The organism is Streptomyces sp. NPDC030245 (assembly GCF_055572995.1).
This window is the reverse complement of sequence record NZ_JBVICF010000020.1, coordinates 89,427-115,268: the sequence shown is the minus strand read 5'-3', so window position 1 is coordinate 115,268 and position 25,842 is coordinate 89,427. Positions and strand designations below refer to the sequence as shown.

At 71.6% G+C, this 25,842-nt stretch carries 26 protein-coding genes and 1 pseudogene; 14 read left to right on the top strand and 13 right to left on the bottom strand.

Annotated elements, in window-relative coordinates:
- The 3 genes from ACZ4Z4_RS37940 to glgB form a co-directional block, all read left to right on the top strand.
- Positions 1-405 (top strand): alpha-glucosidase C-terminal domain-containing protein (locus ACZ4Z4_RS37940; RefSeq protein ID WP_468338323.1); only part of this gene is annotated, 405 nt, incomplete at its 5' end.
- Positions 406-418: 13 nt separating this feature from the next.
- On the top strand, positions 419-1,762 hold the full coding sequence (locus ACZ4Z4_RS37935; RefSeq protein ID WP_468338320.1) for a maltokinase N-terminal cap-like domain-containing protein: 1,344 nt from the start codon (positions 419-421) through the stop codon (positions 1,760-1,762).
- Positions 1,763-1,981: 219 nt separating this feature from the next.
- Positions 1,982-4,129, top strand: a complete 2,148-nt coding sequence (glgB, locus tag ACZ4Z4_RS37930) for a 1,4-alpha-glucan branching enzyme (RefSeq protein WP_468338344.1) — start codon at positions 1,982-1,984, stop codon at positions 4,127-4,129.
- A 76-nt stretch (positions 4,130-4,205) separates the two neighbouring features.
- Here the strand turns inward: glgB and ACZ4Z4_RS37925 are convergent, their stop codons facing one another.
- Complete coding sequence (locus tag ACZ4Z4_RS37925) at positions 4,206-4,937, bottom strand: nucleotidyltransferase domain-containing protein (protein ID WP_468338317.1); 732 nt, start codon at positions 4,935-4,937, stop codon at positions 4,206-4,208.
- 109 nt (positions 4,938-5,046) lie between these two features.
- On the opposite strand from ACZ4Z4_RS37925, the gene ACZ4Z4_RS37920 reads away from it, so the two are divergent.
- A complete protein-coding gene (locus ACZ4Z4_RS37920; RefSeq protein WP_468338314.1) occupies positions 5,047-5,406 on the top strand; it encodes an ArsR/SmtB family transcription factor in 360 nt (119 codons plus the stop codon).
- Between the two features lie 23 nt (positions 5,407-5,429).
- On the opposite strand, the gene ACZ4Z4_RS37915 is transcribed toward ACZ4Z4_RS37920, so the two are convergent.
- From ACZ4Z4_RS37915 to ACZ4Z4_RS37905, 3 genes are read right to left on the bottom strand one after another with little or no spacing between them, the layout of a single operon-like run.
- Positions 5,430-6,059 (bottom strand): nucleoside deaminase, encoded by a 630-nt coding sequence (locus ACZ4Z4_RS37915; RefSeq protein ID WP_468338311.1) that lies wholly within the window; start codon positions 6,057-6,059, stop codon positions 5,430-5,432.
- Positions 6,060-6,062: 3 nt separating this feature from the next.
- Positions 6,063-7,172, bottom strand: coding sequence for an ACR3 family arsenite efflux transporter (gene arsB, locus ACZ4Z4_RS37910; protein ID WP_468338308.1), 1,110 nt, complete (start codon positions 7,170-7,172; stop codon positions 6,063-6,065).
- Positions 7,172-7,483: an ArsR/SmtB family transcription factor gene (locus ACZ4Z4_RS37905; RefSeq protein ID WP_468338306.1), complete on the bottom strand. Its 312-nt coding sequence runs from the start codon at positions 7,481-7,483 to the stop codon at positions 7,172-7,174. Before ACZ4Z4_RS37905 ends, arsB begins: the two co-directional genes overlap by 1 nt.
- An 82-nt stretch (positions 7,484-7,565) precedes the next feature.
- On the opposite strand from ACZ4Z4_RS37905, the gene ACZ4Z4_RS37900 reads away from it, so the two are divergent.
- A complete protein-coding gene (locus tag ACZ4Z4_RS37900; RefSeq protein WP_468338303.1) occupies positions 7,566-7,991 on the top strand; it encodes an arsenate reductase ArsC in 426 nt (141 codons plus the stop codon).
- Here the strand turns inward: ACZ4Z4_RS37900 and ACZ4Z4_RS37895 are convergent.
- Genes ACZ4Z4_RS37895 through ACZ4Z4_RS37885 form a run of 3 tightly spaced genes read right to left on the bottom strand, consistent with a single transcriptional unit; the run spans position 7,972 to position 10,522 of the window.
- Positions 7,972-9,012: an NAD(P)-dependent alcohol dehydrogenase gene (locus tag ACZ4Z4_RS37895; RefSeq protein WP_468338341.1), complete on the bottom strand. Its 1,041-nt coding sequence runs from the start codon at positions 9,010-9,012 to the stop codon at positions 7,972-7,974. The two genes, ACZ4Z4_RS37900 and ACZ4Z4_RS37895, sit on opposite strands and share 20 nt — an antisense overlap.
- A gap of 56 nt (positions 9,013-9,068) precedes the next feature.
- A complete protein-coding gene (locus ACZ4Z4_RS37890) occupies positions 9,069-9,887 on the bottom strand; it encodes an SDR family NAD(P)-dependent oxidoreductase (protein ID WP_468338300.1) in 819 nt (272 codons plus the stop codon).
- Positions 9,888-9,901: 14 nt separating this feature from the next.
- A complete protein-coding gene (locus ACZ4Z4_RS37885) occupies positions 9,902-10,522 on the bottom strand; it encodes a TetR family transcriptional regulator (RefSeq protein WP_468338297.1) in 621 nt (206 codons plus the stop codon).
- A gap of 197 nt (positions 10,523-10,719) precedes the next feature.
- Here ACZ4Z4_RS37885 and ACZ4Z4_RS37880 point away from each other — a divergent pair, with 197 nt between their 5' ends.
- Both ACZ4Z4_RS37880 and ACZ4Z4_RS37875 read left to right on the top strand, forming a co-directional pair.
- The gene (locus tag ACZ4Z4_RS37880; RefSeq protein ID WP_468338295.1) at positions 10,720-11,694 is read left to right on the top strand and encodes a helix-turn-helix transcriptional regulator; all 975 of its coding nucleotides are present in this window, start codon (positions 10,720-10,722) and stop codon (positions 11,692-11,694) included.
- Between the two features lie 54 nt (positions 11,695-11,748).
- Positions 11,749-12,595, top strand: a pseudogene (locus ACZ4Z4_RS37875) (dioxygenase family protein); the annotation flags it as partial.
- Here ACZ4Z4_RS37875 and ACZ4Z4_RS37870 read toward each other — a convergent pair.
- The 3 genes from ACZ4Z4_RS37870 to ACZ4Z4_RS37860 form a co-directional block, all read right to left on the bottom strand.
- Positions 12,510-13,463, bottom strand: a complete 954-nt coding sequence (locus tag ACZ4Z4_RS37870; protein WP_468338292.1) for a GNAT family N-acetyltransferase — start codon at positions 13,461-13,463, stop codon at positions 12,510-12,512. The pseudogene ACZ4Z4_RS37875 and the gene ACZ4Z4_RS37870 sit on opposite strands and share 86 nt — an antisense overlap.
- A gap of 124 nt (positions 13,464-13,587) precedes the next feature.
- Complete coding sequence (locus tag ACZ4Z4_RS37865; protein ID WP_468338290.1) at positions 13,588-14,244, bottom strand: TetR/AcrR family transcriptional regulator; 657 nt, start codon at positions 14,242-14,244, stop codon at positions 13,588-13,590.
- 203 nt (positions 14,245-14,447) lie between these two features.
- Positions 14,448-14,648: a hypothetical protein gene (locus ACZ4Z4_RS37860; protein ID WP_468338287.1), complete on the bottom strand. Its 201-nt coding sequence runs from the start codon at positions 14,646-14,648 to the stop codon at positions 14,448-14,450.
- Here ACZ4Z4_RS37860 and ACZ4Z4_RS37855 point away from each other — a divergent pair.
- Entirely contained in the window at positions 14,610-15,998 is a 1,389-nt protein-coding gene (locus tag ACZ4Z4_RS37855; RefSeq protein WP_468338284.1) for a serine hydrolase domain-containing protein, read from the top strand. The genes ACZ4Z4_RS37860 and ACZ4Z4_RS37855 overlap by 39 nt on opposite strands.
- Before the next feature lie 43 nt (positions 15,999-16,041).
- On the opposite strand, the gene ACZ4Z4_RS37850 is transcribed toward ACZ4Z4_RS37855, so the two are convergent.
- Positions 16,042-16,458: an ATP-binding protein gene (locus ACZ4Z4_RS37850; RefSeq protein WP_468338281.1), complete on the bottom strand. Its 417-nt coding sequence runs from the start codon at positions 16,456-16,458 to the stop codon at positions 16,042-16,044.
- A gap of 209 nt (positions 16,459-16,667) precedes the next feature.
- Here ACZ4Z4_RS37850 and ACZ4Z4_RS37845 point away from each other — a divergent pair, with 209 nt between their 5' ends.
- The 6 genes from ACZ4Z4_RS37845 to ACZ4Z4_RS37820 all read left to right on the top strand — a co-directional run bounded on the left by ACZ4Z4_RS37845 (position 16,668) and on the right by ACZ4Z4_RS37820 (position 23,115).
- Complete coding sequence (locus tag ACZ4Z4_RS37845; RefSeq protein WP_468338278.1) at positions 16,668-17,843, top strand: alpha-hydroxy-acid oxidizing protein; 1,176 nt, start codon at positions 16,668-16,670, stop codon at positions 17,841-17,843.
- Positions 17,844-17,981: 138 nt separating this feature from the next.
- A complete protein-coding gene (locus tag ACZ4Z4_RS37840) occupies positions 17,982-19,502 on the top strand; it encodes an MFS transporter (RefSeq protein ID WP_468338275.1) in 1,521 nt (506 codons plus the stop codon).
- A gap of 132 nt (positions 19,503-19,634) precedes the next feature.
- Positions 19,635-20,918: a ricin-type beta-trefoil lectin domain protein gene (locus ACZ4Z4_RS37835; protein WP_468338272.1), complete on the top strand. Its 1,284-nt coding sequence runs from the start codon at positions 19,635-19,637 to the stop codon at positions 20,916-20,918.
- 55 nt (positions 20,919-20,973) lie between these two features.
- Positions 20,974-21,819 carry an SCO4651 family lipoprotein gene (locus ACZ4Z4_RS37830; RefSeq protein WP_468338269.1) on the top strand — a complete coding sequence of 282 codons (846 nt, stop codon included), beginning with the start codon at positions 20,974-20,976 and terminating at the stop codon, positions 21,817-21,819.
- A 100-nt stretch (positions 21,820-21,919) separates the two neighbouring features.
- On the top strand, positions 21,920-22,402 hold the full coding sequence (locus ACZ4Z4_RS37825; RefSeq protein ID WP_468338266.1) for an Lrp/AsnC family transcriptional regulator: 483 nt from the start codon (positions 21,920-21,922) through the stop codon (positions 22,400-22,402).
- A gap of 26 nt (positions 22,403-22,428) precedes the next feature.
- Positions 22,429-23,115, top strand: coding sequence for an HAD family hydrolase (locus ACZ4Z4_RS37820; RefSeq protein ID WP_468338263.1), 687 nt, complete (start codon positions 22,429-22,431; stop codon positions 23,113-23,115).
- A gap of 88 nt (positions 23,116-23,203) precedes the next feature.
- Here the strand turns inward: ACZ4Z4_RS37820 and aspA are convergent, their stop codons facing one another.
- Both aspA and ACZ4Z4_RS37810 read right to left on the bottom strand, forming a co-directional pair.
- A complete protein-coding gene (gene aspA, locus ACZ4Z4_RS37815) occupies positions 23,204-24,607 on the bottom strand; it encodes an aspartate ammonia-lyase (protein ID WP_468338260.1) in 1,404 nt (467 codons plus the stop codon).
- Between the two features lie 89 nt (positions 24,608-24,696).
- The gene (locus ACZ4Z4_RS37810) at positions 24,697-25,722 is read right to left on the bottom strand and encodes an asparaginase (protein WP_468338258.1); all 1,026 of its coding nucleotides are present in this window, start codon (positions 25,720-25,722) and stop codon (positions 24,697-24,699) included.
- Positions 25,723-25,842: the final 120 nt, after the last annotated feature.

The window sequence follows — 25,842 nt, the reverse complement described above, 5'->3', positions numbered from 1 at the left end:
TACGGCTACCAGGTCACCAACGTCGAAGCCTCCATGTCCTCCCCCTCCTCCCTGCTCCACTGGACCCGCCGCATGATCGAGATCCGCAAGCAGAATCTCGCCCTGGGCATCGGCACGTACACCGAACTGCCGTCGTCCAATCCGGCGGTCCTCGCCTATCTGCGCGAGTACCAGGACGACCTCGTGCTGTGCGTGCACAACTTCTCGCGCTTCGCGCAACCCACCGAGCTCGACCTCCAGGCCTACGACGGATGCCACCCCGTGGAGCTGATCGGCGGGGTGCGCTTCCCGGCCATCGGTGAGCTGCCCTACCTGCTGACACTGGCGGGCCACGGCTTCTACTGGTTCCGGCTGTGCAACGACCTCCACCCGCGCCGCCCGGCGGACCCCGCCGTGCGCCTCTGAAGGGACGTGTCGCATGCTCAAGACCGCAACGCAGCCGCGTGGCAGCAGCCTCAGCCCTCCGCTGCTGCTCACGTCGTTGGCCGGAGTACTGCAAAAGTGGCTGCCCGAGCAGCGGTGGTTCGCGGGCAAGGGGCTGCCCGTCACCGACCTGGCCGTGGTGTCGATGACCGAGCTGCACCCCGGCTGCCTGCACCTGCTGATCAGCTCCGGGCACGCCGGGTCGCGCGAAGACTGCTATCAACTGCTCCTCGGCGTGCGCGAGGACCTGCCGTCCCGCCTCCACCACGCCGTCATCGGCCGTCCCAGCGAGGGTCCCCTCGCGGGGCTCACGGTGTACGACGCGCTCCACGACCCCCGGTCGGCCGCACTGCTCCTGGAACGTCTGCGCACCCCGGGCGCGGCGGGACCGCTGCGTTTCGAGCGCGACGCGCAGACCGTGGTGCCCTCGGGGCTCACGCCCCGCATCCTGGACGGCGAGCAGTCCAATACCTCTGTGGTGTACGGCGATTCCTTCATCCTGAAGCTGTTCCGCCGTGTGCAGTACGGCGTCAATCCCGACCTGGAGGTTCCCTGGGCGCTGGCCCGCGAGGGGTGCGCGCGCGTACCCGCCCCGGTGGCCTGGTTCTGGACCGGTGAGCCGCGCAGGACGACCCTCGGGGTGCTCCAGCCGTTCCTGCCCGAGGCGACGGACGGCTGGACCTTGGCCCTCCAGACCCTCGCCGCGGGCCGGGACTTCACCGACGAGTCGTACGAGCTGGGGCGGGCCACCGCCGAGGTGCATCTGGCGCTGGCCCAGGTCTTCGCGCCGGGCCCCGCGGACCGGCACGGCGGGCGCCGGCTCGCCGCCGCGATGACGGCCCGCCTGGACACCACCGCGCGGCAGGTGCCGGCGCTCGTGCCGTACGTGTCACGGCTGCGGGGTGCGTACGACGCCGTCGCGGCGCGCGGCCTCGGCCGGCCGCCGCAGCGCATCCACGGGGACCTGCACCTCGGGCAGGTCCTGCGGGCCGGGCAGCGGTGGTTCGTCATCGACTTCGAGGGGGAGCCGGCCCGCCCGATCGCCGAGCGCAGACGCGTGCAGGCTCCCGTCCGCGACATCGCGGGCATGCTCCGCTCCTTCGACTACGCGGCCCACGCCAGGCGGCCCTGGCAGCCCCGGTGGGCCCAGCGGTGCCGGGACGCCTACTGCGCGGGCTACGCGGCCGAGGCGGCGTGGGACCCGCGGGGGCAGGCCGAGCTCCTGCGGGCCTACGAGACGGACCGGGCGGTGTACGAGGCGCTGTACGAGGCCAGGCACCGGCCGGACTGGCTGCCCGTGCCGATGGCGGCGATCGCCCGTCTGGCGGAGGGCCGCTGACCTTCCCCCGCCCTCACCGGCCGGTTGCCCCGGCCGACCCGCTCCGCACCTGTTCAGAGGAGATCTGCATCCGTGGCCATCGCCGATACGTCCACCCCCGATCCCGCGGTCACTCTCCGCACTCCCCTGCTCGACGCCGGGCCCAGGGTCCACGTCGACCTCGCTCAGGACTGGCATGTCTCCGAGGCGCCGCTCGACGGAGAGAGCCGGGGCCGTCTCCTGTCGGGCACCCACCACGACCCGCACGCCGTGCTCGGCGCGCACCAGGTGCCGGGGGGCGTGGCGTTCACGGTGCTGCGCCCGTACGCCCAGGCGGTGGCGGTCGTCGTCGAGGGCCGGACCGCGCGCCTGAACGACGTCGGTGACGGCCTCTTCTCGGGCGTGCTGCCGCTCGCGTCGATCCCCGCGTACGCGCTACGGGTGACGTACGACGGCCGGGACACCGAGGTCCAGGATCCCTACCGCTTCCTGCCCGCGCTCGGCGAGCTCGATCTGCACCTGATCGGCGAGGGGCGGCACGAGGAGCTGTGGAAGGCGCTCGGCGCGCATCCGATGACCCATCAGGGCGTCACCGGCACCCGGTTCACGGTGTGGGCGCCCAATGCGAGGGGCGTGCGGGTGTGCGGGGACTTCTGCCACTGGGACGGCGCGGCCTATCCGATGCGTTCGCTGGGGTCGACCGGGGTGTGGGAGCTGTTCCTCCCCGGCATCGGTGAGGGGGACCGCTACAAGTTCGACATCACGCGGCCCGACGGCACGCACACCATGCGCGCGGATCCGATGGCCCGCCTGGCGGAGACGCCGCCGGCGACGGCCTCCGTGGTGACGCGGTCGACCCATGTATGGACGGACGAGGCGTGGATGGCGCACCGGGCGGACCGTCCGGTGCACCAGGCGCCCTTCTCGGTGTACGAGGTCCATCTCCCTTCCTGGCGCCCCGGCCTGACCTACCGTCAACTGGCGGACGAACTAACCACCTACGTGGCCGACGCGGGCTTCACGCACGTGGAGTTCATGCCGGTGGCCGAGCATCCCTTCGGCGGCTCCTGGGGCTACCAGGTCACCGGCCTCTACGCACCCACGTCCCGTCTGGGCACACCGGACGACTTCCGGCACCTCGTCGACACGCTGCACCGGGCGGGCATCGGCGTGATCGTGGACTGGGTCCCCGCGCACTTCCCGAAGGACGACTGGGCGCTCGCCGTGTTCGACGGGGAGCCGCTGTACGAGCCGCGGGACTCCCGGCGTGCCGAACACCCGGACTGGGGGACGCTCACCTTCGACTACGGCCGCCGTGAGGTGCGCAACTTCCTGGTCGCCAACGCGGTCTACTGGTGCGAGGAGTTCCACATCGACGGGCTGCGCGTCGACGCGGTGGCCTCCATGCTCTACCTCGACTACTCCCGCGAGGACGGCCAGTGGGCGCCGAACGAACACGGCGGCCGCGAGAACCTCGACGCCGTCGCCTTCCTCCAGGAGATGAACGCGACGGTCTACCGCCGCTGCCCCGGGGTGGTCACCATCGCCGAGGAGTCGACCGCGTGGAACGGCGTCACCCGGCCCACCGACCACGTCGGCCAGGACGGCTTCGGCGGGCTCGGCTTCGGTCTGAAGTGGAACATGGGCTGGATGCACGACTCCCTGGAGTACATCCAGCACGAGCCGGTGCACCGGCAGTACCACCACAACGAGTTGACCTTCGCGATGGTCTACGCCTACAGCGAGAACTACCTCCTGCCCATCTCGCACGACGAAGTCGTCCACGGTAAGCAGGCGTTGGTGTCGAAGATGCCGGGCGACTGGTGGCAGCGGCGCGCCAACCACCGCGCCTACCTGGCCTACATGTGGGCCCACCCCGGCAAGCAACTTCTCTTCATGGGCCAGGAGTTCGCGCAGGGCGCCGAATGGTCACCGGAGCACGGCATGGACTGGGCCCTGCTCGACCCCGCGTACCCGGCGGAGCCGGACCACGGTGGAGTACTGCGACTGGTGCGCGCCCTCAACCACCGCTACCGGGCGACGCCCGCGCTCTGGGAGCAGGACACCGTGCCGGCCGGATTCACCTGGGTCGACGCCGACGCGGCCCACGACAACGTGGTCGCCTTCCTCCGCTTCGCCACCGACGGGTCACCACTCCTGTCGGTGACCAACTTCTCACCGGTGGTCCGCCACGACTACGCACTCGGGGTGCCCGGGACGACGGGCGCTTGGCGGGAGACACTCAACACGGACGCGGCCGCTTACGGCGGCGGCGACGTACGCAACACGGGCCCACTGCACCCGCGCCCCGAGCCCGAGGGGGCCTTCCCGGCCTGCCTGCGGGTGACGCTGCCTCCCTTGGCGACGTTGTGGTTGCAGCCGGAGTGAGGGGGCGACGGGCGGGGCTCTGAGGAGGTGTGCGAGGCATCCGCATCTGCGGGGGGATCGACATATCGACAGAGCATCAAAGTCCCGCTCTCCACTCCAACTGGTACCCCTCCCGCAGCGGCCCGCCGAAGAGGTCGAGCACCTGCTCGGCAGCTGCCGCGAGCGGGGCGGGGTCGGCACGCTCGGCGACCGCCTGATGCCCGTCCAACAGGGCCTTGCCCCGCACCGGGTCCGCGCTCAGCAGCCGGCGGGGCAGCCACTTGCCGATACCCGTCCACGCGTTGTGGTGGGCCGTGAGAAGGTGTGCCGCCTTGTTCAGGGTGAGGTCGGCGAGGGAGAGCTGTTCGTACCTCCGGGTCGGTGAGATGTCGACCAAGTCGTCCATGAAACAGGTGAGGCCGTAGCGGCTCTCTTCCCGCTCCGCCGCGGAGAGCGGAGGCGGCCCTGCCGCGAGTACGGCTCGGGCCTGCTCGCACGTCCGGGCCAGGTGGCCGTCGGGATCCGTCAGGGCCAGCCCTTCACCGTAGATGAACAGGACCGTGCCCCTGCGCCGGGCCCTGTCCCACGCGAAGAACTCCGGTACGTCCGCGAGGGTGTTGAGGAACAGCTCGGCCGGACGGCCCTCGTGGCGTATCACTTCGCGGCGGCTGGTGTCCGAGTCCGGCAGGAGGACGGCCACGTCGAGATCGCTCGTCGCGGTGGCGCGGCCCTGGGCGGCCGACCCTCCGAGTACGGCGCCCAGCGCGTGGGGGAAGCGGGTGGCGACCAAGCGGAGAGCTCGGGCGACGGGACTCTCGTGATCATTCATGCGACCACATCGTGCCAGCCGCTCCAGCCGCTCCCGCTGAGGCGCGGGAAGGCCGGAATCGCGCCTGCATCGATGAACGTGAACATAGAAGCGTGTCAACATAGGACGTATGTCGAATGCGAAGGCGCTGCCGCTGGTCGGGGCGGACGTCGAGCCCTGCTGTCCGCCCCTTACGGAGCGCCCCCTCACCGCGGAGGAAGCGGTGCGGACCGCCGCGATGTTCAAGGCTCTCGGCGATCCGGTCCGGCTGCGTCTGTTCTCCCTGGTCGCCTCGCACGAAGGCGGCGAGGCGTGCGTGTGCGACATCTCCGATGTCGGCGTCTCCCAGCCGACGGTCTCCCACCACCTGAAGAAGCTCAGGGAGGCGGGCCTGCTCACCTCGGAACGCCGCGGCACGTGGGTGTACTACCGGGTCGAGCCGTCCGTCCTCACGGCGATGGGTCAGATGCTGGGCCGGCGCGCGGCCTGACGCGGAATGCGGCAGCGGTTCCGTCAGGCCTCGGCGTCCATGATCTGCGGCAGCGCGAGCCGATAGGCCTCCTCGACCGTTTCGGCCTCGACCAAGCCGGGTGTGTCGAAGCACCGCCGTGCCGGCACGGGCGGATCGCCGCCCATGAGCGGTTGACGTGCCTGCGGGGCGTGCCGGAGAGCCCAGAGGTCCATGAGCATGGCGCCGAACACGGCGAGAGGCCCCGCAACAGGGCCTTCCCTGCGGGGCCAGCGCGCCGCGATGACACCACCCACCGACGGGACCCGCTCGATCCCGCGCCACAAGGGGTCCGAGGCGGCATAGACCACGGTGCCCACATGGGCGTGAAGGAGAGCACCGCTACAGAGCAGGCACGGCTCGAGGGTGGTGAAGAGAACGTGGTCCTCATAGCGGCGCCGGGACGACAGTTGGGCCAGCACGTTGATCTCCGCGTGGGCGATGGACGCGCCGGCGAGTTGGCCGGGTGGAGCCGTCGGCTCCTGGCTGCGGTTTCGGCCGGCGGCCACCATCTCGCCGTCGGCGTCGGTCAGCACGGCGCCGACGGGGCGGCTGCCCGCTCTGAACGCCTCCCACGCCAAGGCGAAGGGCAGCCGCCAGACCGTCGGCAGCACCGGCGCCTCATCACCGGGCATGCGCTACTCGCGCCCCTCGGAGCGGGAGCTGAACTTCCCGCGCCAGGAGAGTGCGACGTACACCAGGCCGATCAGGACCGGGACCTCGATCAGGGGGCCGACCACGCCGGAGAGGGCCTGGCCGCTGGTTACTCCGAAGGTGGCGATTGCCACGGCGATGGCGAGTTCGAAGTTGTTGCCGGCCGCCGTGAAGGCGAGCGTCGCCGTGCGGTCGTACGGGAGGCCCAGGGCCTTGCCCAGCAGGAACGTGCCGAAGAACATGACGGCGAAGTAGATGAGGAGCGGGAGTGCGATCCGGGCCACGTCGAGGGGTTGTGAGGTGATCGTTCTGCCTTGGAGGGCGAAGAGGATGACGATCGTGAAGAGCAGCCCGTACAGCGCCCACGGGCCGATTCTGGGCAGGAAGCGGGACTCGTACCGCTCACGCCCCAGCTTCCGCTCGCCCACCCGTCGCGTGAGGAAACCGGCGAGCAGCGGGACGCCGAGGAAGATGACGACGTTCAGGGCGATCTCGCCCATGGAGATGTCGAGCTTCTCGCCGTCGCCGAGGCCGAGCCAGCCGGGGAGCAGGTCGAGGTAGAGCCAGCCGAGCAGGCCGAACGCGACGACCTGGAAGAGTGAGTTGAGCGCGACGAGCACGGCGGCCGCCTCCCGGTCGCCGCAGGCCAGGTCGTTCCAGATGATGACCATGGCGATGCAGCGGGCCAGGCCGACGATGATCAGGCCGGTGCGGTACTCGGGCAGGTCCGGCAGGAAGATCCAGGCGAGCGCGAACATGACGGCCGGGCCGACGAGCCAGTTGATGAGGAGTGACGAGACCATCAGCTTGCGGTCGCCGGTGACGGCGTCGAGCCTGTCGTAGCGGACCTTGGCCAGGACCGGGTACATCATGACCAGCAGCCCGAGGGCGATCGGCAGTGAGATGCCGCCGATCTCGACCTCGGCGAGCGTGTCGTTCAGGCCGGGGACGAGGCGGCCGAGGCCGATCCCCACGGCCATCGCGGCGAGGATCCACACGGCCAGGTACCGGTCGAGCGTGGAGAGCTTGGTGACGATCGAGGTGTCCGCGCCGGACGGCGGCGGGGGTGCGGTGTCGGGGGCCGTCGCGGGCATCAGCAGGACCTCTTGCGGTCGGTCGCGATCGTCGTCCGCGCGGTCTCGGCGAGTTCGCCGAACATCCGGGCCAGCGCGTCCAGGATCTCCGGGCGCAGCTTGTAGTACGTGAAGCGGCCGCACGGCTCGGTCTCCACGACGCCCGCCTCACGCAGGACGCGGAGATGGTTGGAGAGGTTCGTCTGCCGGGCGCCCGTCTCCGCCACGAGGTGGGTGGTGCAGAGCGTCTCGTGGGCGAGCAGGGTCACGATCTGAAGCCTGAGCGGGTCGGCGACCACCCGGATCAGTTCAGTGTTGGCTGACGTCATCATGGGCTGATACTTTCACATCAGCTTCCGCTGATACCAGTCGGCGCTGATGATGACGAGCAGAGAGATGCAGAGAGATCCTTTGATGTCCGACAAGCCCTCCGTCCTGTTCGTGTGCGTCCACAACGCGGGCCGCTCCCAGATGGCCGCCGCCTGGCTGAGCCACCTGGCGGGCGACCGCGTCGAGGTCCGCTCGGCGGGCTCCGCTCCCGGCCGGGAAGTGAACCCGGCCGCCGTCGAGGCGATGCGCGAGGTCGGCATCGACATCTCCGCCGCGACCCCGAAGCTGCTGACCGCGGACGCGGTCCAGGAGTCTGACGTCTGCGTGACGATGGGCTGCGGCGACACCTGCCCGGTCTTCCCCGGCAAGCGCTACCTCGACTGGCCGCTCCAGGATCCCGCGGGCCAGGGCGTCGCGGCGGTCCGCCCGATCCGCGACGAGATCAGGACCCTGGTCGAGGGCCTGCTCGCCGAGATCGAACCGGAGGGGCCTAGCCGTTCGGCAGGATGACCGCCCGGCCGTTGACGCGGCCCTCGTGCAGGTCCTCGTACGCCTTGGGGGCGTCGTCCAGCGCGTACGTCTCCACATGCACGTCGATCACGCCGGACCGCGCCAGGTCCAGGACCTCGATCAGCTCGGCCCTGCTGCCCCAGTACGGGGAGCGGACGGCCACGTCGAAGGGGGTCGTGCCGAAGCCGACCGACGCGGTTCCGCCACCGATGCCGACGATCGAGACGTCCCCCTCCACCGCGGCGCACGCGGTCGCCGTCCCGGCGGTGGGCGGCGCGCCGACGAAGTCGAACACCGCCTGGGCGCCCAGGCCGCCGGTGAGCTCCCGCACCCTGCCCGCCGCCGCCCCGTCCGAGAGGACGGCCTCGTGGGCGCCGACCTCGCGGGCCAGGCGCAACTTCTCCTCGGTGACGTCGAGGGCGATCACGCGCGCCGGGGTCAGCGCACGCAGCAGCTGGATCGCCACGTGTCCGAGGCCGCCGGTGCCGATGACCACGGCCGTGCTGCCGGGCGTCAGCTTGGGCAGGGAGGTCTTGATGGCGTGGTACGGCGTCAGGCCCGCGTCGGTGAGCGGCACGGCGGTCACCGGGTCGAGACCGTCCAGCGGGACCAGGTGACGCGGATCGTCCACGATCATGTACTCGGCGATGGCGCCGGGCGCCCCGAGGCCGGGCGGACGGATGCCCAGCTCGGCGGCGCGCGTGCAGTAGTTCTCCTTGCCCTGCGCGCACATCAGGCAGGTGCCGCAGCCCCACGGTCCGTACACGGCGACGGAGTCGCCGAGCGCGAGTCCGGTGACGCCCTCGCCCAGCGCGGCGACGGTTCCGGCGCCCTCGTGGCCGAGGGTGAGCGGCAGCGGGAAGCCGAGGGACTCCGCGGGCCGGCTCATCACGGCTATGTCGGAGTGGCAGACGCCCGCGGCGGTGACCTTCAACAGCACCTGGCCGGGGCCCGGTTCGGGCCGCGGGACGGTGACGACCTCGGGGGCGGCGCCGACGCTGCGGTACTGGACGGCCTTCATTTCGGCTGACATTCCGGGTACCTCTTTCTTCTCTCTCACTTACTCGTGCGGCCGGGTCAGCGAGCCGCGTAGCCGCCGTCGACGAGGTGGTAGCTGCCGTTGATGAACGAGGCGCGGTCGGAGAGCAGGAACAGCGTGAGGTCCGCGACCTCGTCGGCGGTGCCGAGCCGACCCTGCGGGTGCAGCGCGATCAGCTGCTCGCGCTGCCGCTCGTCACCCTTGAGCAGCGGGGTGTCGATGAAGCCGGGCGCGACGGCGTTGACGCGCACGCCCCGTGCCGCGTACTCCACGGCGGCGCTCTTGGTCAGCCCGACGACGGCGTGCTTCGCGGCGGAGTACGCGGGGGAACCCGCGAAGCCGTTCGTGCCGAGGATCGAGGACATGTTGACGACGGCGCCGCCGCCCGCGGCGACGAGCAGCGGAAGCTCGTACCGCAGGGAGTAGAAGACGCCGTTGAGGTTGGTGTCGATCACGCGCCGCCAGTCCTCGACCGTGTACTCGCCGGTGGGGGCGGAGGCTCCGGCGATCCCGGCGTTGTTGACCGCCAGGTGCAGGCCGCCGAAGGTCTCGACGGTGAACTCGACGGCGTGGCGCACCGATTCGGGGTCGGTGACGTCGACGCGCACGGCGGCGGCCCGGCCGCCGGCCCCGGTGAGCGCCCGGGCGACGTCACGCACGCCCTGTTCGTTGTGGTCCGCGACGACGACGGCCGCTCCTGCCGCGGCGAGGCGGCGGGCGACCTCCAGGCCGATGCCGGAGGCGGCGCCGGTGACGAGGGCGGCTTTTCCGGCGAACTCCGCCGCCGCGGTGGTGGCGCCGGCTGCGCTGATGGTGGTGCCGATAGCACTAGTAGTGCTCGTTGTGCTGGTGGTCATGGTGGTGCCTGGTTTCACGTGGTGGTGGTTCGGGGTGCGGGTTCGTCGGCCAGGGCCGCGAACGCCGCGTCGATGAGCTGCGGCAGGGGTGCGCTCGCGCCGGGGGCGATCCAGAACCGTACGGCTGTGCCGAACGCCCCGACCGCCAGCGAGACCGCGAGCGCCGGGCGCAGATCACGCTCCGCATCCAGGCCGAGCCGGTCCGCGACGATCGCCACCGACTCGGTCTCGGCCTCGTCCCGCACCCGCAGGTAGGCGGAGAGCAGCGACGGCTCCTCGTGGAGCAATCGGAGCAGGTCGCCCGAGCGGGGCAGGCGGTGCCAGGCGGTCGGTTCGTCGTCGAGCCAGCGGCGGAGGGCCCGGTAGTAGGCCGTGAGGGGGCTCTCTTCGGCGGGGCGGGCGGCGAGGGCCGCGTTGATCCGCGCGTAGTCGGCGCGCAGGGCGTCGACCACGGCGTCCTCCTTCCCGGCGAAGTAGCGGGAGAAGGTGCGGCGGGAGACGTCGGCGCGTTCGCTGATCGTCTCGACGGTGACCTGGTCGAGGCCGTGGGCGAGGACCAGGTCCACGGCGGCGTTCGCCATGGTGGCCCGGCTCTCCTGGACCTTGCGGGTCCTGCGGCCCTGTGTGCTGCTCATGCTTTCGACTGTACTCCTCAAAGTGTCCCAACAGGACACTTGACCCATCGGGACAGATGGCCTCACGGGACACTTCGCTTGCGTCACGGTGGGTGGCCTCACGCCCTCTGCCCGACCGCGGGCGCGCGTGCCATCGTGGTGGGGCCACTGGTCCGGACCAGTGGTCCGGAGGTCAGCTGCCGAGGAGGAGCGTGCGCATGCGCGGCACCACCGTCTTACCGGGTCAGGGGAACAACGGAGAACCGGGCGAGGAGGGCATGCCGACGCATCGGCTGCAAGTGCCGATGCCCAACACCCTGCCCTTCGCCATCGGGACGTTCGACACCATCGGGCCCATGTCCCGCGCACCCTTCCCGCACCGGCACACCTTCCACGAGATCGTCCACGTGACGGGCGGCACCGGCGGGCATGTGGTCGACCTGAACCGCTTCGCGCTGCGGCCGCCGAACCTGTGCTTCATCGCCCCGGGGCAGGTCCATCACTGGGACGACGTGGCCGGCCTGGAGGGCCAAGTCATCCTGTTCACCGACGACTTCCTCCTCGACCACCCCGCCGACCGGCACCTCCTGCGGGGACTTGCCCGGCACTCCTGCCTCGACCTGGGTGAGGAGGCGGCGGAGTGGACCGCCCGCCTGGTCGCCGAGCTGGACGGCGAGTACCGCTCGGGGGCCGCGGGGTTCCAGGGCGTCCTGCGGGCCCTGCTGCACATCCTGATCGTGCGGGCGGCGCGGCTGCCCGCGCGGCGGGCGTCGCCGACGGCCACCGAACCGCCGTGCGAGGGAACACCGCACTCCCGGCCGGTCTCCGTGGCCACGGATTTCGTGACGCTCCTCGCCGCGCCCGAGGGCGCCCTTCAGTCGGTGGGGTCGTGCGCGGCGCGGCTGGGCGTCTCGGTGAGCTACCTCAGCGAGGCGGTGAAGGCCTCCACCGGCCGCACGCCCGGCGAACTGATCCGGCAGGCCAAGGTGCACGAGGCCAAACGCCTGTTGCTCCGCACCGAGTTGTCGGTGCGTCAGGTGGCGGGGCGGGTCGGGTTCGGCGACCCGGCGTACTTCTGCCGCTTCTTCCGCCGCGAGACCGGCGCGAGCCCCGGCGACTTCCGGCGCGGTGGTGGCGATATTCACCACGACCACCGGCTCCAGTCCATCGTCGGGTCCTCCTCCCCCGCATAACTTCATAGCCGATCCGGAACGCACCCATCCCTTACGGCTCAGGAGGAGCGAGCGATGGACAACGAGATCGGCACCCCCACCGGTGACGGCACCCCCGAATCCGGCGAGACCGGCCCCGGTGTGAACGGCAGCAAGGGCCCGAGCCGCAAGACCGTCCTGCGGGCGGCCGCCGCGATGGGCATGTCCGTGCCCCTGACCATGTGGGGCGCGCCCGCGCTGGCGCGGACCGCCGGCGAGCGCGGCGAGGCCGTCCAGCCGACGCCGACCTGTGACGACGGCGACGACCCGACCATCCCGCAGATGGAGGGCCCGTACTTCAAGCGCAATTCGCCGCAGCGCACCTCGCTCGTCCAGGCGGGCACACCGGGCGTGCGCCTCACCGTCACCGGTTACGTCTTCGGACTGGCCTGCAAGCCGATCCCCCGGGCGCTCCTCGACTTCTGGCAGGCCGACACCTACGGGGCGTACGACAACGTGGGGTACCGCTTCCGCGGGCACCAGTTCACCGATGCCAACGGCGCGTTCAAGCTCTCCACGATCGTGCCGGGCCTCTATCCGGGGCGCACCCGCCACCTGCACGTCAAGGTGCAGGCTCCCGGGCGTCCGATCCTCACGACGCAGCTGTACTTCCCGGGCGAGCCGCGCAACAACACGGACACGATCTTCGACCCCCGGCTGCTCATGAACGTCCGCACCGTCGGCAACGCGAAGGAGGCGGACTTCGACTTCGTCCTCAACGTGCCGCAGTAACGGCGACGGCCGGCCCTCAGCGCCAGGCACATGCCCCGGTCTGAGGCCTCCCCCCGTCGGAGGCCTCAGACCGGGCGGATCAACTCCCACGTGTCGACGGCGTAGTCGAGGGACATGCCGTGCCGTTCGTACAGGGCGAGCGCGCCGCTGCTGTTGTCGGTGTCCACGCCGAGACCGATCCGGTCGCGGCCCAGCGACGCGTAGTGCCCGAAGGCGTGGCGCAGGAGGTGGCTGCCGATGCCGCGCCCGCGGGCCTCGGCCAGGACGCCGAGATTGCCCACCCATCCCATCGACGCGCGGTCGTTGTGGGTGCGCAGCACGGCGGCGTCACCCACGCCCTCGACGTGGGCGACCCAGATCAGCGACCAGTCGACCCGCTCGGAGTTGATGTCGTCCAACCACTGCTCGTACGTGCGCGGTTGATAATCGAAGTGCTCCGTGAAGCACTTCTGGAGCAGGTCGTGGGCGCGCCTGCGGTCCTCTTCGGCGAGGCACGGACGCAGGGTCACTCCGGCCGGCGGCGCCGGTATCCGGTCGACCTGCGCATCGAGTTGACGCGCCATCACGTTGTAGCGGCGGACGGTCCGCCAGCCTCGTGCGCGGAGCGCCGCCGGGTCCGTGGTGGGCGTGGTGTTGAGATGGAGGTGCACGACGGCTCGCGCCGCGCCGTTGGCCGCCGCCTGCTCCGCGGCGCGCTCCTCCAGCAGGTCGAAGAGGTGCAGGGAGCCTTCGGGCCGGCCGGGCAGTACGTAATGGTCGACGTCGATCCGCTCGCCGCCGGACTCGTCCCACAGCAGCGCGTACCCGACGAGCCGGTCCCCCTCGTACAGCAGCCAGGAGTCCCGCTCCAGGTCCACCTCGGGGTGCCGCAAGTCGGCCTCTATCTCGGCCAGTTCCGTGTCGGCCCGGCCGATCTCCAGCAGGTCGACTTCATTGAGCAGCGCACACACGGCCGCCGCGTCGCCGAGAGTCGCCGGGCGCACGGTCAGGCCCGGGGGCGGCGTGAGGGTCGTCGTCATGGGTCCACTGTCCGGGGGCGGGGGCCCGGACCACAACGGATTTTTTACCGGCACGGATACGTGACCGGTGCGGATGCGTGATCGGCTCGGATACGTGAACCGCCCGCATTCGTAATCGGCTCGGTTACTTGTGCGTCGGTCGCTCCCCCGGCTTCCGGTCGCGCAGTTCGCAGACCCCGGTGAACACGCCCGCGAGGTGGTCGGCGAGCGCCGCCAGGGCGGCGGCGGGCGGCAGGCCTTCCGGGTCCGCGTAGAGGTGCGCCGTCAGCCCCTCCGTGTACGCGGCGATACGCGCCGCCGCCACCCGCTCGTCCACCTCCGGGGCGACCTCCCCGCACTCCTTGGCGTTCACGATCGCCTGGGCGATGTGGGCCCGGGTGCGGTTCAGCGCGGCGGTCTTCAGCTCGCCGAGCTTCGGATCGTCGGCCGCCCGCCCCGTGAAGGCGAGCGCGACGCGCCAGTCCTGCCGCCGCTCCGCGTCCAGCGGCATGCTCTCGGCGAGCGCGTCCAGAACCATGTGCTCGATCCGTGTGCCCGCGCCCTCGGCGTTCCCGATGAGTGCGGTCACCCGCTGTTCGAAGCGCTCCAGGACATGGCCGTACGCGAACAGCAGCATCTCGTCCTTGCTGCGGAAGTAGTGCTGCACGAGCCCTACGGAGATGCCGGCCTCGGCGGCGGTCTTGGCGACCGTGACCGCGCCCAGGCCGTCGGCGGTGATGATCCGTCCCACCGCGGCGGCTACCTGGTGGCGGCGCTCTTCGTGATCGGCGACGCGTGGCATGGGTTAACCATACCGCCATACGGTAACGTCATAACCGTACGGCCATATGGTTATGGAGCGTTACGGAGGGCGCCATGAGAAGCAGCGTGAGCAGAACGGGCGTAACGGGTGGAGGCGGCGGAGGGGGCGGAGGGGGCGGATGCAGCGCATGGGGCCGCCGGTTGGGTGCCGCGTTATTAGCGGCTGTCGCGGCCATCGGTACATCAGCCGTCCCGACGGGGGCCGTTCACGCGGGGGCCGTTCATGCGGGGGCCGGCCCCGCCGTCCCTGCCCATGCCGGGCACCCCGGCCTCCTCCCCCACGACGTCGCCGACCGCATCGACTCCTACGCCGAGCGGCAGCGCGAGCGGGCCCGGATACCCGGCATGGCGCTCGCCGTCGTCGCGGGCGGCAGAGTGACCCACCGACGCACCTGGGGCACGGACGGCAACGGCGCTCCGGTCACGCGCCGCACCCCGTTCCTCGTCGGCTCCCTGTCCAAGCCGGTCACGGCGACCGCCGTGCTGCACCTGGTCGAGGCGGGCTCCGTGCGACTCGACGCCCCGGTGCGCCGCTACCTGCCGTGGTTCGACCCGTCCGGCCCTTCCGCCCGCCGCATGACGGTCCGTCATCTCCTCAACCAGACCAGCGGACTGTCCGAGCGGGACGGTCTGACACGCGCCGACCGGTTCGACAACGCGCCGGGCGGCGTGGAGCGCGTGGCCCGCAGCCTCGCCGACGTCCGCACGAACGCCCCGCCCGGTGAACGCCATGAGTACAGCAATGCCAACTACATGCTGCTGGGCGCGGTGGTGGAGCGGGTGACCGGGCTGCCGTTCGGGAAGTGGCTGCGGAGTTCGGTGCTGCGGCCGCTCGGCATGGACGGTGCCGTCGTGGACGCGCGCGACGCCGAGCGGCGCGGGCTTGCCCCGGGGCACCGCTACTTCTTCGGCCACCCGCAGCGGTTCAAGTCCTCCTTCGACACCTCCGGCGTGCCGTACGGGTACCTCGGCGCGGACATCGACGACCTGAGCCGGTTCGCCGCCTTCCACCTCGGCCGTGGGGACGCGGCCGCGCGCGCCGTGGTCTCGGCGGACGGCCTGCGGCAACTGCACAGGGGCACCGTCGCGGCCGGGACGTCCCATCGGTACGGGCTGGGCTGGCGTGACGACGCCTTCGACGACCTGGGGGAACGCATCGTGTGGCACGGTGGCGCCACTCCCGGGTACCACGGCACCGTCGTCCTCGCGCCGGACCGGGACCTCGCGGTCGTCGTCCAGCACAACGCGTACCATCCGCTGCGCGACGAACAGCTCAACTCCACCGCCTTCGGCGCCCTGCGCATCCTTCTGGGCGGGCGGCCCGAACCGGCGCCCGCCGATCCGATGCTGGTCGTCGTGCCGGCCACCGTCACGGGCATCGCGCTGCTGCTCGCGGTGGCCCTGGTCTGGTCGGTGTTCCAGCTGATACGGCCACGCAGGCCTCGGCGAAGCAGGCGGCGGATCGTCGCCTCCGGGGTCGGCTCGTCTGCGGGCCTGCTGCTCCTCGCGGTCGCCGCCGTGTACGTACTGCCCCGCCGGGTCACGGGCGTGGACCTGGCCCAGATCCTGCTGTTCGTCCCGGACGTGGGGCGGTTGCTCGTCGCGGTGGCCGTACTCGCCACCGCACTCGCGGCGGTGCGCGCCGCCCACACTGTCCGCACCCTCCGCACCGCACGCCTGCGACCCGAACCGACGCCCCGCACTGCCGACGGTCGCCGTGCGCGGCAGCGGTGAACCGGGACGGCCGCGCGGCCTGTGGGTGGCGGCGCTGCGGGGTTCAGGCCAGTACCGCTCGTATCGTCTTGCCGCCCCGGTGTGTGCCCACCACCTCCAGGCGGTGGGCCAGTTGGCGGACCATCGCCAGGCCGCGGCCGCTCTCCCTGTCGGTGCTCGGGCGCTGGACCCGGGGGCGTTCGGGACTGGTGTCGGTGACCTCCACGGTCACTCGGTTGCCCGACACCTCGACGCGCAGGCGGCAGCCCCCGTCCGCGTGCCGCAGCGCGTTGGACACGAGTTCCGAGACGATCAGCGTGGCGTCGTCCACGCGCTCGGCGGCCACCTCGGTCTTGCGGCGGCGGGATCCCGAGAGGAACCCGGAGGTCAGGTGCCGCGCCCGGCCCGCCGACGCGGGTTCCTGCGGCAATGCGAACTCGACCCGTTCCTTGGACCGATGGGCGCGCTGGTGCGCACGCATGGCAGCTCACTCCCCTCCCCGAGACAAACCGGCGTCCACCCGCGATCAACGTCGCCACCGGGGCCGCGGCCCGTGGCGCGCGACCGGTCCTGCCCCACGGTGATGCCCTCGCCCGCTGATCCTCAATCCGCCTGATCCGCAATCCGCCCTGGATCCCGCCCCTTGCCGCACATTGACCCTGACATCAGCTTCAAACCAGACTGCCGCCCATGAACCCGATCCCTCGCCCCTACAAGAGTTATCAGGACGAGATCTACTTCGACGGGCTGCGCGGCGTCGTTCCGACGTACCCCATGACGTATGCGGAGTTGGAGGCGCGCGCGCATGCCGCGATGCCGCCCTCGCTCGTCTCGTACGTCGCCGGGGGCGCGGGTGACGAACGTACCCAGAACGCCAACGTCACCGCCTTCGAGCGCTGGGGGCTCATACCGCGGATGTTCGTCGGTGCCGCACAACGCGACCTGTCCGTCGACCTGTTCGGCCTGACGCTGCCGTCACCCCTGTTCATGGCGCCCGTCGGGGTGCTGGGGATCTGCGAGCGGGACGGGCACGGGGACCTCGCGACGGCGCGGGCGGCCGCGCGGACCGGCGTCCCGATGATCGCCTCCACGCTCTCCGAAGACCCGATGGAAGCGGTCGCGGGCGAGCTCGGCGAGACGCCCGGCTTCTTCCAGCTGTACACGCCGACCGACCGCGCACTCGCCGAGAGCCTGGTGACGCGGGCGGAGAAGGCCGGCTTCAAGGGCATCGTCGTGACCATGGACACCTGGATCTCCGGGTGGCGCCCACGCGACCTGAGCACCTCCAACTTCCCCCAGCTGCGCGGCTACTGTCTGGCCAACTACACGAGCGACCCGGTCTTCCGCGCCCACCTGCCCGCCGACCCCGAGCAGGACATGCAGTCGGCGGTACTCACGTGGGTACAGCTCTTCGGCAACCCGCTGACCTGGGACGACCTGCCATGGCTGCGCTCCCTGACGCCTCTGCCGCTGATCGTGAAGGGCCTGTGCCACCCGGAGGACGTGCGCCGCGCCAAGGACGGCGGGGTGGACGGCATCTACTGCTCCAACCACGGCGGCCGCCAGGCCAACGGCGGACTTCCCGCGCTCGACGTGCTCCCCGGGGTCGTCGAGGCCGCGGACGGGCTGCCCGTCCTCTTCGACTCGGGGGTGCGCAGCGGCGCGGACATCGTCAAGGCCGTCGCGCTCGGCGCCACCGCGGTCGGCGTGGGCCGCCCCTACGTGTACGGCCTCGGGATCGGCAGGACGGACGGCGTCACGCACGTGCTGCGCTCGCTGCTCGCCGAGGCCGATCTCCTCATGGCGGTCGACGGCTACCCCACCCTCGCCGACCTCACCCGGGAGGCGCTTCAGCGCGTGCAGTGAGCAGGGCCGCGTGTAGTGAGCAGGACAAGGGCACCGGGTCCGCGCAGGGTCTGCTCGTGGGCGCCAGCGGCTCAGTGGACACTCATACGTTCCCTGTGAGACATTGGCGTCTCATTCGGAACTGAGGTGTTACTCCCCATGACCCCGCAACGTGACTCACGGCGCTGGGCCGTCCTCGCGATCCTCTCCGGCAGCCTCCTGCTGATCGCCATGGACACCACGATCCTGAACGTCGCCTTCCCGTCCCTGGTCACCGATCTGCGGCCCAGCTCCGTGCAGCAGCTGTGGATCATCGACATCTACGCCCTCGTGCTCTCCGGACTCCTCGTGACCGCGGGCGCGCTCGGCGACCGGTGGGGCCGCAAACGGCTGCTCCTGATCGGCTTCGGCGTCTTCGCGGCCGCCTCGCTGCTCGCCGTCTTCGCGACCGCCGCCTGGCAGGTCATCGCCGCGCGGGCGCTGCTCGGCGCGGGTGGCGCGGCGATCATGCCGGCCACCCTGTCGATCCTGCGGAAGGTCTTCACCGACGCCCGCGAGCGCGCCCTCGCCTACGCGGTGTGGTCGGCCGTCTTCGGCGGCGGCATGGCGCTCGGCCCGGTCGTCGGCGGCCTGCTGGTCGAGCACAACGGCTGGCAGTCCGCGTTCCTGATCAACATTCCCGTCGCGCTGGTCGTCATCGCGCTCGGCCTGTGGATCCTGCCCGAGTCCCACCAGCCCCGGGAGGGCCGCTGGGACTGGTGGGGCGTCGGCCAGTCCGTCGTCGGCATGCTCGCCCTGGCGGGCGGCATCAAGCAGCTCGGCAAGGGCGGCCCCGCCGACCCGGTGGCCTGGACGCTCCTCGTCGTCGCCGCGGTGACGCTCACCGTCTTCGTCCGCCGCCAGCTGCGCCTGGCACATCCGCTGCTGCGGGTACGCCTCTTCGCGTCCCGCCCCTTCGCCATCGCCGCGGCCTCCATCTTCCTCGGCATGATCGCGCTGGGTTCGGCGCTGTTCCTGATCACCCAGTGGTTCCAGTACGGGCAGGGCTACACGCCCCTGGAGGCGGGCATCCGGCTGCTGCCGGCCCCGCTGGGCCTGGTCCTCACCTCGCTGGTCACCCCGGTCCTGATGCACCGGCTGCCGATCCGGCACGTCATGGGCGGCGGCCTGGTGGTGATGGCGGCCGGGCTCGCGCTGCCGTGGCTGCTCCAGCTGTCGGGGCCGCTCGGTTACGGCGGGATCGCCGTCGCGCTCGCGGTGCTCGGCTGTGGCGTCGGCATCGCGACGACCGCCGCATCGGTGACGCTGATGGCCGCCACCCCGGCCAAGGACGTCAGCGGTGCCGCGGCGGTCGAGGAGACCTGCTACGAACTCGGCGCCGCGATGGGCGTCGCCGTCCTCGGCAGCGTCGCCACCGCGCTGTACCGCGTGAACCTGCCCGACCTCGGCCTTCCGGCGCCGACCACGGAGGCCGTGAGCGACTCGATCGGCGAGGCGGCGCGGGTCGCCCACGAGCTCGCGGGCCCGGCCGGCGCCACCCTGCTCACCCGGGCCGCCGACGCGTTCACCTCCGGGATGGCGCCGACGTTCCTGATGGCGGCCGCGCTGCCGCTGGCCGCGGCGGCGCTCACCTGGGCGAAGATCCCCAAGGGCCTGCGCCCGACGGAGGACGCGCACTGACTCACAGACCGCCGGCCACCCGCTGACCGCTGGCGCGCAACTGGCCCCTGACGCCCAACTGACCACGTACGCACCTCAGTTCCCCCTATCATCTGTTCGGCTCAATGCGTTCAGTGAGAGGACAACGGGGACGTGAGTTCCATACGGAAGCGCGGCGCGCGCAAGCGCCGCGGGGCGATGGCCGTCGCGGGTGCCGCGGCGGCCGTCGTGGCGGGGGTCCAGCTGTCGCCCGCCGCGTTCGGCACGGGCGGCGACGAGCGGCCGGCGGCCGCGCGGCCGGCCGCCGGGACGGACGACTTCGGCGTCTCCCGCACGGACGGGACGTCCTTCGAGAACGGCGTCATGTCCCTGAAGCCGCCGCCCTCCTCGCGGCAGGCGGCCGCCGCGCCCCCGCACGGCACGGGCTGGAAGTCGGGCGGCGCGGCCAAGTACCTCACCACCGGCTACACCATCAAGTTCTACGACAAGCGGGCCGCGGACTGGCTCGGCCCCTACGTGAAGAAGTCCGCCGCGGACCTCCAGCGGGTCACCACGCTGCCCGTGTCCGTCGACACGCGACCGGTCGGCTGGGACTACGTCCGGCCGAGGGGCGAGATCGTCGTCGGCCTCCTGCGCCGCCCCTGCATCCCGCCGGCCGACGGCGGCTCGGCGGGCTGGAAGGTCGTCCGGGACGGCTCCGGCAGCAAGAACCTGAGCTGCGGCTTCTACGCCTCCTCCATCGCCGACACGGTGACCAGCGGGCACGCGTACATCGACGACGAGTTCTTCACCGCGGACGGCAAACCCGCCCCGTCCATGGGCGCGACCTACCTGCGCAACCACATCAGCCACGAGCTCGGGCACACCATGGGCCTCGCGCACGCCAACCGCAGCGCGGCCCGCGGCGACTGCGTCAAGGGCACCGACTCCGGCCAGGTCCCGGTGATGTGCACGCCGACCTACGCGTACCAGGACAAGCGCGCGGGCACCTACGTCCAGCAGTACGACATGCAGGGCCTGCGCCACCTGGCCCGCGGCGGCGGCGCGACGCCGCCCCCGCAGGGCAAGGTCACCGGCATCGGCCGCAAGTGCCTCGACGTCAAGGGCGGCAAGGCGGCCAACGGCACCCAGATCCAGCTCTACACCTGCAACAACGGCGTCGCGCAGTCGTGGATCCTCCAGAAGGACGGCACGTTCCGGGCGCTGGGCAAGTGCCTGGACAACTACCTCAACAAGAGCACCAACGGCAACAAGATCAGCCTCTCCGACTGCCACGGCGGCGCGTCCCAGCGCTGGTCGGTGAATGCCAGAGGCCAGATCGTGCACGTCGCGTCCGGCAAGGTCCTCGACGTGCGGGGCGGCTCCACCGCCAACGGCACCAAGGTCCAGCTGTACGCGGCGAACACGTACAAGCGCCAGGTCTGGGTCACACCTTAAGATCACTGCGCACTCGGCACAGCCGGGTGGGCACGATCGAGAGGGAACCAGAACAGTGCAGGTCAAGGGGCGGGGCATCGTCATGGCGGCCGTGGGAGCGGCGCTGGCGACGGTATTGGCGGGCTGCGGCTCGGACGGCGGCGACGGCGGCGGCGACGGCGCGGGCAGCGACGCGGGTCGTGACAGGAACACGGTGGCGTCGGACGACCGGAAGGACGCGCGTGCCGTGCTGCTCGCCGCGTCGAAGAAGATCGGGGCGCAGTCCTCGTACCGGACGATCCAGACCGGGCAGGGCGGCTCCGACCGCTCCGAGATGCTGTACCAGAAGAAGCCGGCCGCCACGGTCATCAAGGCCGAGGTACGCAAGTCCGCGGCCCATCCGGACGGCGTCAGCCACATGATCTCCATGGGCGGCACGGCGTACATGAAGACGGCCGAGGTGCCCGGCAAGAAGTGGTACAGCATGGACCTCGGCGGCGCCGGCGGGAGTGCGCCGCGCGCGGCGGGCTACGTCTCCGAGTGGGCGGGCGCGCTCGCCGCGACGGACTCGACCCGGTGGGTCGCCGAGGAGAAGGCCGGCGGCCGCGCCGCGGACCACTACCGCGGCAAGGTCGTCCTCGACGAGCTCGCGAAGTACACCGGCCCCGCCCTCTCCGCCGACCTGCGCGACAACTATGTCTCGATGGCGAAGAAGCAGGGCGTGACCTCGGTCGTCATCGACATGTGGGTCGGCAAGGACGACCTCGTCCTCAAGTCGCGTGAGACCGGCACGGGCAAGAAGGGCACCGAGGTGGTCAACGAGGAGTACTCGGACTTCGGCGCCGTCCCGGCGATCTCCGCGCCGCCGGCCGGGCAGGTCGCCACCTGGGACGAGTTCATCGCGGCGCAGGCGCGGCCGTAGGGGCAGCAGAGGGCCGCAGCCGCGAGTACAGCGGTCACAGCGGGTACAGCGGTTACAGTCACCAGCGATCAGCCCCGCTCACCTGGGAGAACCTCGGACCATGGCCGTCGACGAACTCGACACCCGCATCCTGCGGCTGCTCCTCGAACAGCCCCGCACCAGCCTGCGCGAGTACGCGCGCGTCCTCGGGATCGCCCGCGGCACCCTACAGGCCAGGCTGGACCGCATGGAGCGGGACGGCGTGATCACCGGCACGGGCCCGTTCCTCTCCCCCGCGGCGCTCGGCCATCCCGTGCTCGCCTTCGTCCACATCGAGGTCACCCAGGGGCATCTGGACGAGGTGGGGGACGCGCTCGCCGCCGTGCCCGAGATCATCGAGGCGCACTCGATCACGGGCGGCGGCGACCTGCTGACGCGCGTCGCGGCCCGGGACAACGAGCACCTGGAGGACGTCATCCAGCAGCTGATCAACCTGCCGGGCGTGGTGCGCACCCGCACGGAGATGGCGCTGCGGGAGCGCGTGCCGCACCGCCTGCTCCCGCTGGTCGAATCGGTCGGCAGGTCCACCGCCGGGCAGGGGTGACCTGGGCGTTTGGCATGCTGGAGGCCATGAGCACCTTCGGCAGGACCTCGGTCGTCTTCGACCTCGACGGCACTCTCGTGGACAGCGAGCCCAACTACTTCGAAGCCTCGCGGGCCCTGCTCGCCGACTTCACGGGCCGGGAGTACACCTGGGCCGACAACGAGCAGTACGTCGGCATCAGCTCCGTGGAGACGCTCGCGCTGTGGCGGACGGAGTACGGCATCGAGGCGTCGGCGGCCGAGCTGCTCGCCGACCTCGACCGCCGCTATCTGGCGCTGGCGCGCGCCAGCACGCCCGTCTACCCGGAGATGCGGAAGCTCGTCGAGCGCCTGCACGAGGCGGGTGTGCCGATGGCGGTGGCGTCCGGGTCCTCCCGCGCGGCCATCGAGGCGATCCTGGCGGGCACGGGTCTGGACGCCCGGCTGACCACGGTCGTCTCCGCCGAGGAGGTCCCGCGCGGCAAGCCGGCGCCGGACGTGTTCCTCGCGGCGGCGGAGCTGCTCGGCGCGGACCCGGCGGACTGCGTGGTCTTCGAGGACGCGGCGCCGGGCGCGCTGGCGGCGCGGGCGGCCGGGATGCGGTGCGTGGCGATACCGTACGTCGCCGCGCACGCCGACGCCGGCGCCTTCGCCGAGGCGGACCTCCTCTTCCGCGGCGGCCACGCCGAGTTCACGGCCCGGGCGGCCCTGGAGGCGCTGACCGCCGAAGGGTGACCAAGGAGCGCGGGGCTGTGACATGTGCGGCTCCGCCGCGCGGGCGCGACCAGCCCCCACACCCCGCGGGCGAAGAACCGGCCGCCGCTCAGGCAGCCCCGGCCACCCGCTCGGGGGTGAGCAGCTCCGCCAGCCGCTCCGGGGGCAACAGCCCCTTCTCCAGGACCAGTTCGGCGACGCCACGCCCCGTGGCGAGGGCCTCCCGGGCGATCTCCGTGGCGGCGGTGTAGCCGATGTGCGGGTTGAGCGCGGTGACCAGTCCGACGGACGTCTCCACGGAGGCGCGCAGCACCTCGGTGTTGGCGGTGATGCCTTCCACGCACCGCTCGGCGAGGGTGAGGCAGGCCTGGCGGAGCGAGGTGATGCTCTTCGCGAGCGAGTGGAGGATGACCGGCTCGAAGGCGTTGAGCTGGAGCTGTCCCGCCTCCGCGGCCATGGTGATGGTGACGTCGTTGCCGATCACCTCGAAGGCGACCTGGTTGACGACCTCGGGGATGACGGGGTTGACCTTGCCCGGCATGATGCTCGAACCGGCCTGCACCGGCGGCAGGTTGATCTCGTTGAGGCCCGCGCGCGGCCCGGACGACAGGAGCCGCAGGTCGTTGCAGCTCTTGGAGAGCTTGACCGCGATCCGCTTCAGGACGCCGGACAGGTGCACGAAGGCACCGCAGTCCTGCGTCGCCTCGACCAGGTTGGCGGCGGTCACCAGCGGCATGCCGGTGATCTCGGCGAGGTGGCGGCGGGCCGTCTCGGCGTACCCGGCGGGGGCGTTGAGGCCGGTGCCGATGGCGGTGGCGCCGAGGTTGATCTCGTGGATGAGCTCGACGGCCTCGGCGAGCCGCATGCGGTCCTCGTCGATCATCACGGCGTACGCGGAGAACTCCTGGCCGAGCGTCATCGGCACGGCGTCCTGGAGCTGGGTGCGCCCCATCTTCAGGACGTCACGGAACTCCAGGGCCTTCGCCGCGAACGCGTCCTGCACCACCGCCATGGCGCGCAGCAGCCCGTGGACCGCGCTGACCGTCGCGACCTTCACGGCGGTCGGGTAGACGTCGTTGGTGGACTGGCTGAGGTTGACGTCCTCGTTGGGGTGCAGGTGTTCGTACGCGCCCTTGGGGTGTCCGAGTAGCTCAAGGGCGCGGTTGGCGACGACCTCGTTGGCGTTCATGTTGGTGGAGGTGCCCGCGCCGCCCTGGATGACGTCGACGACGAACTGGTCGTGCAGGCGCCCCGCGCGGATCTCCCGGCAGGCGGTGGCGATGGCGTCGGCCTTGGCCTTCGGGAGCAGTCCCAGCTCCTCGTTGGCGCGGGCGGCGGCCTCCTTGACGGCGGCGAGCGCGTCGATCAGCTGCGGGTACACGGAGATCGGGATGCCCGTGATGGGGAAGTTCTCCGTGGCGCGCAGGGAGTGGATGCCCCAGTAGGCGTCGGCGGGCACGTCCCGGTCACCGAGCAGATCGTGCTCGCGGCGGAGGGCAGGGGTGGGAGTCACAGTGCTTGTTCTCTTCTGGGCCGAGGCGCCCCTTTCAGGGGCGCGGGGAACTGCGCGACCAGCCATATGCGGCCCGCAGACGAACACACTCAGGCGGCAGCAGCCTCGTCCGACACAGCCGGCTCACCGACGATCCGGCGCAGCCGAGCCGTCCGCTCCACCGGGCCGGAGGCCGACAGCAGCGCGGCGAGGAGCGCGGTCCGGGCCTGCCCGGCCCGCAACGTGCCGGTAAGGACCGCCCCGGCCGCCGCGAGGTCGACCGCCCCGCCGTGGGTGTAGATCTCGGTGACGGGCCCTGCGGGGACGCGGGTCGTGAGGGCGACCACGACGCCCCGCTCGACGGCGGCCGTGACGGCGGCGACGAACTCGGGGGTCGCGTTGCCCGCGCCGGTGGCGACGAGCACGATGCCCTCGGCGCCCGCCTCGACCGCCGTCTCCAGGAACAGCGGGTCGGCGTCGACATGGTGCATGACCATGTCGATGCGCGGCAGGGACCCGGGCGGCAGCTCCGCGGGCGTCGGCAGCGGTTCGGGGCGTGCCGGGCGGTGCAGTATCGAGACCTTGCCGAAGCCCACCTTGCCGACGGGCGGCGCGGACGGGTCGGCGAAGGCGTCGGCGGCGAGGGTCTGGGTCTTCACGGTGCCGCGCGCGGCGTGCACCTTGCCGTCGAAGACGACCAGCACGCCGAGGTCACGGACGGTCGCGGCGGTGAGCAGCGCGTCGTAGAGATTGCCGGGTCCGTCGCCGTCCTCGGCGCCGAGCGGCTTCTGCGCTCCGGTGAAGACGACGGGGCGCGGGTCGTCGTGGTGGAGGTCGAGGAGGAAGGCGGACTCCTCGAGGGTGTCCGTGCCGTGGGTGACGACGATGCCGTCGACGCCGGGGTCGGCGAACACCTCGCGCACGGTGCGCAGCAGGGTGAGCTGCTGGGCGGAGGTCAGGCGCGGGCTGTTCACGTTGAACAGGTCGATGACCTCGGAGCGTATGCCGTGGGGTATCGCCGCCGTGGCGAGCACTTCACGGCCGGGGGCGTCGGCGGCGAAGCCGGTCCCCTGCCAGCGGCTGGCGATGGTCCCGCCGGTGCTGATGACGACGATCCGCCGCGCCTGTGCTTCCACGTCCGCGTACCTCCCAGGGATGCTGAGGTCCTTCAGCCCCCCGGGTGGTGGGCAGCCTCGGCGCAAGGATAGATCGAACACCGCGCAATGTGTTTGCTGAAATCCGCCGCTCACGCAACA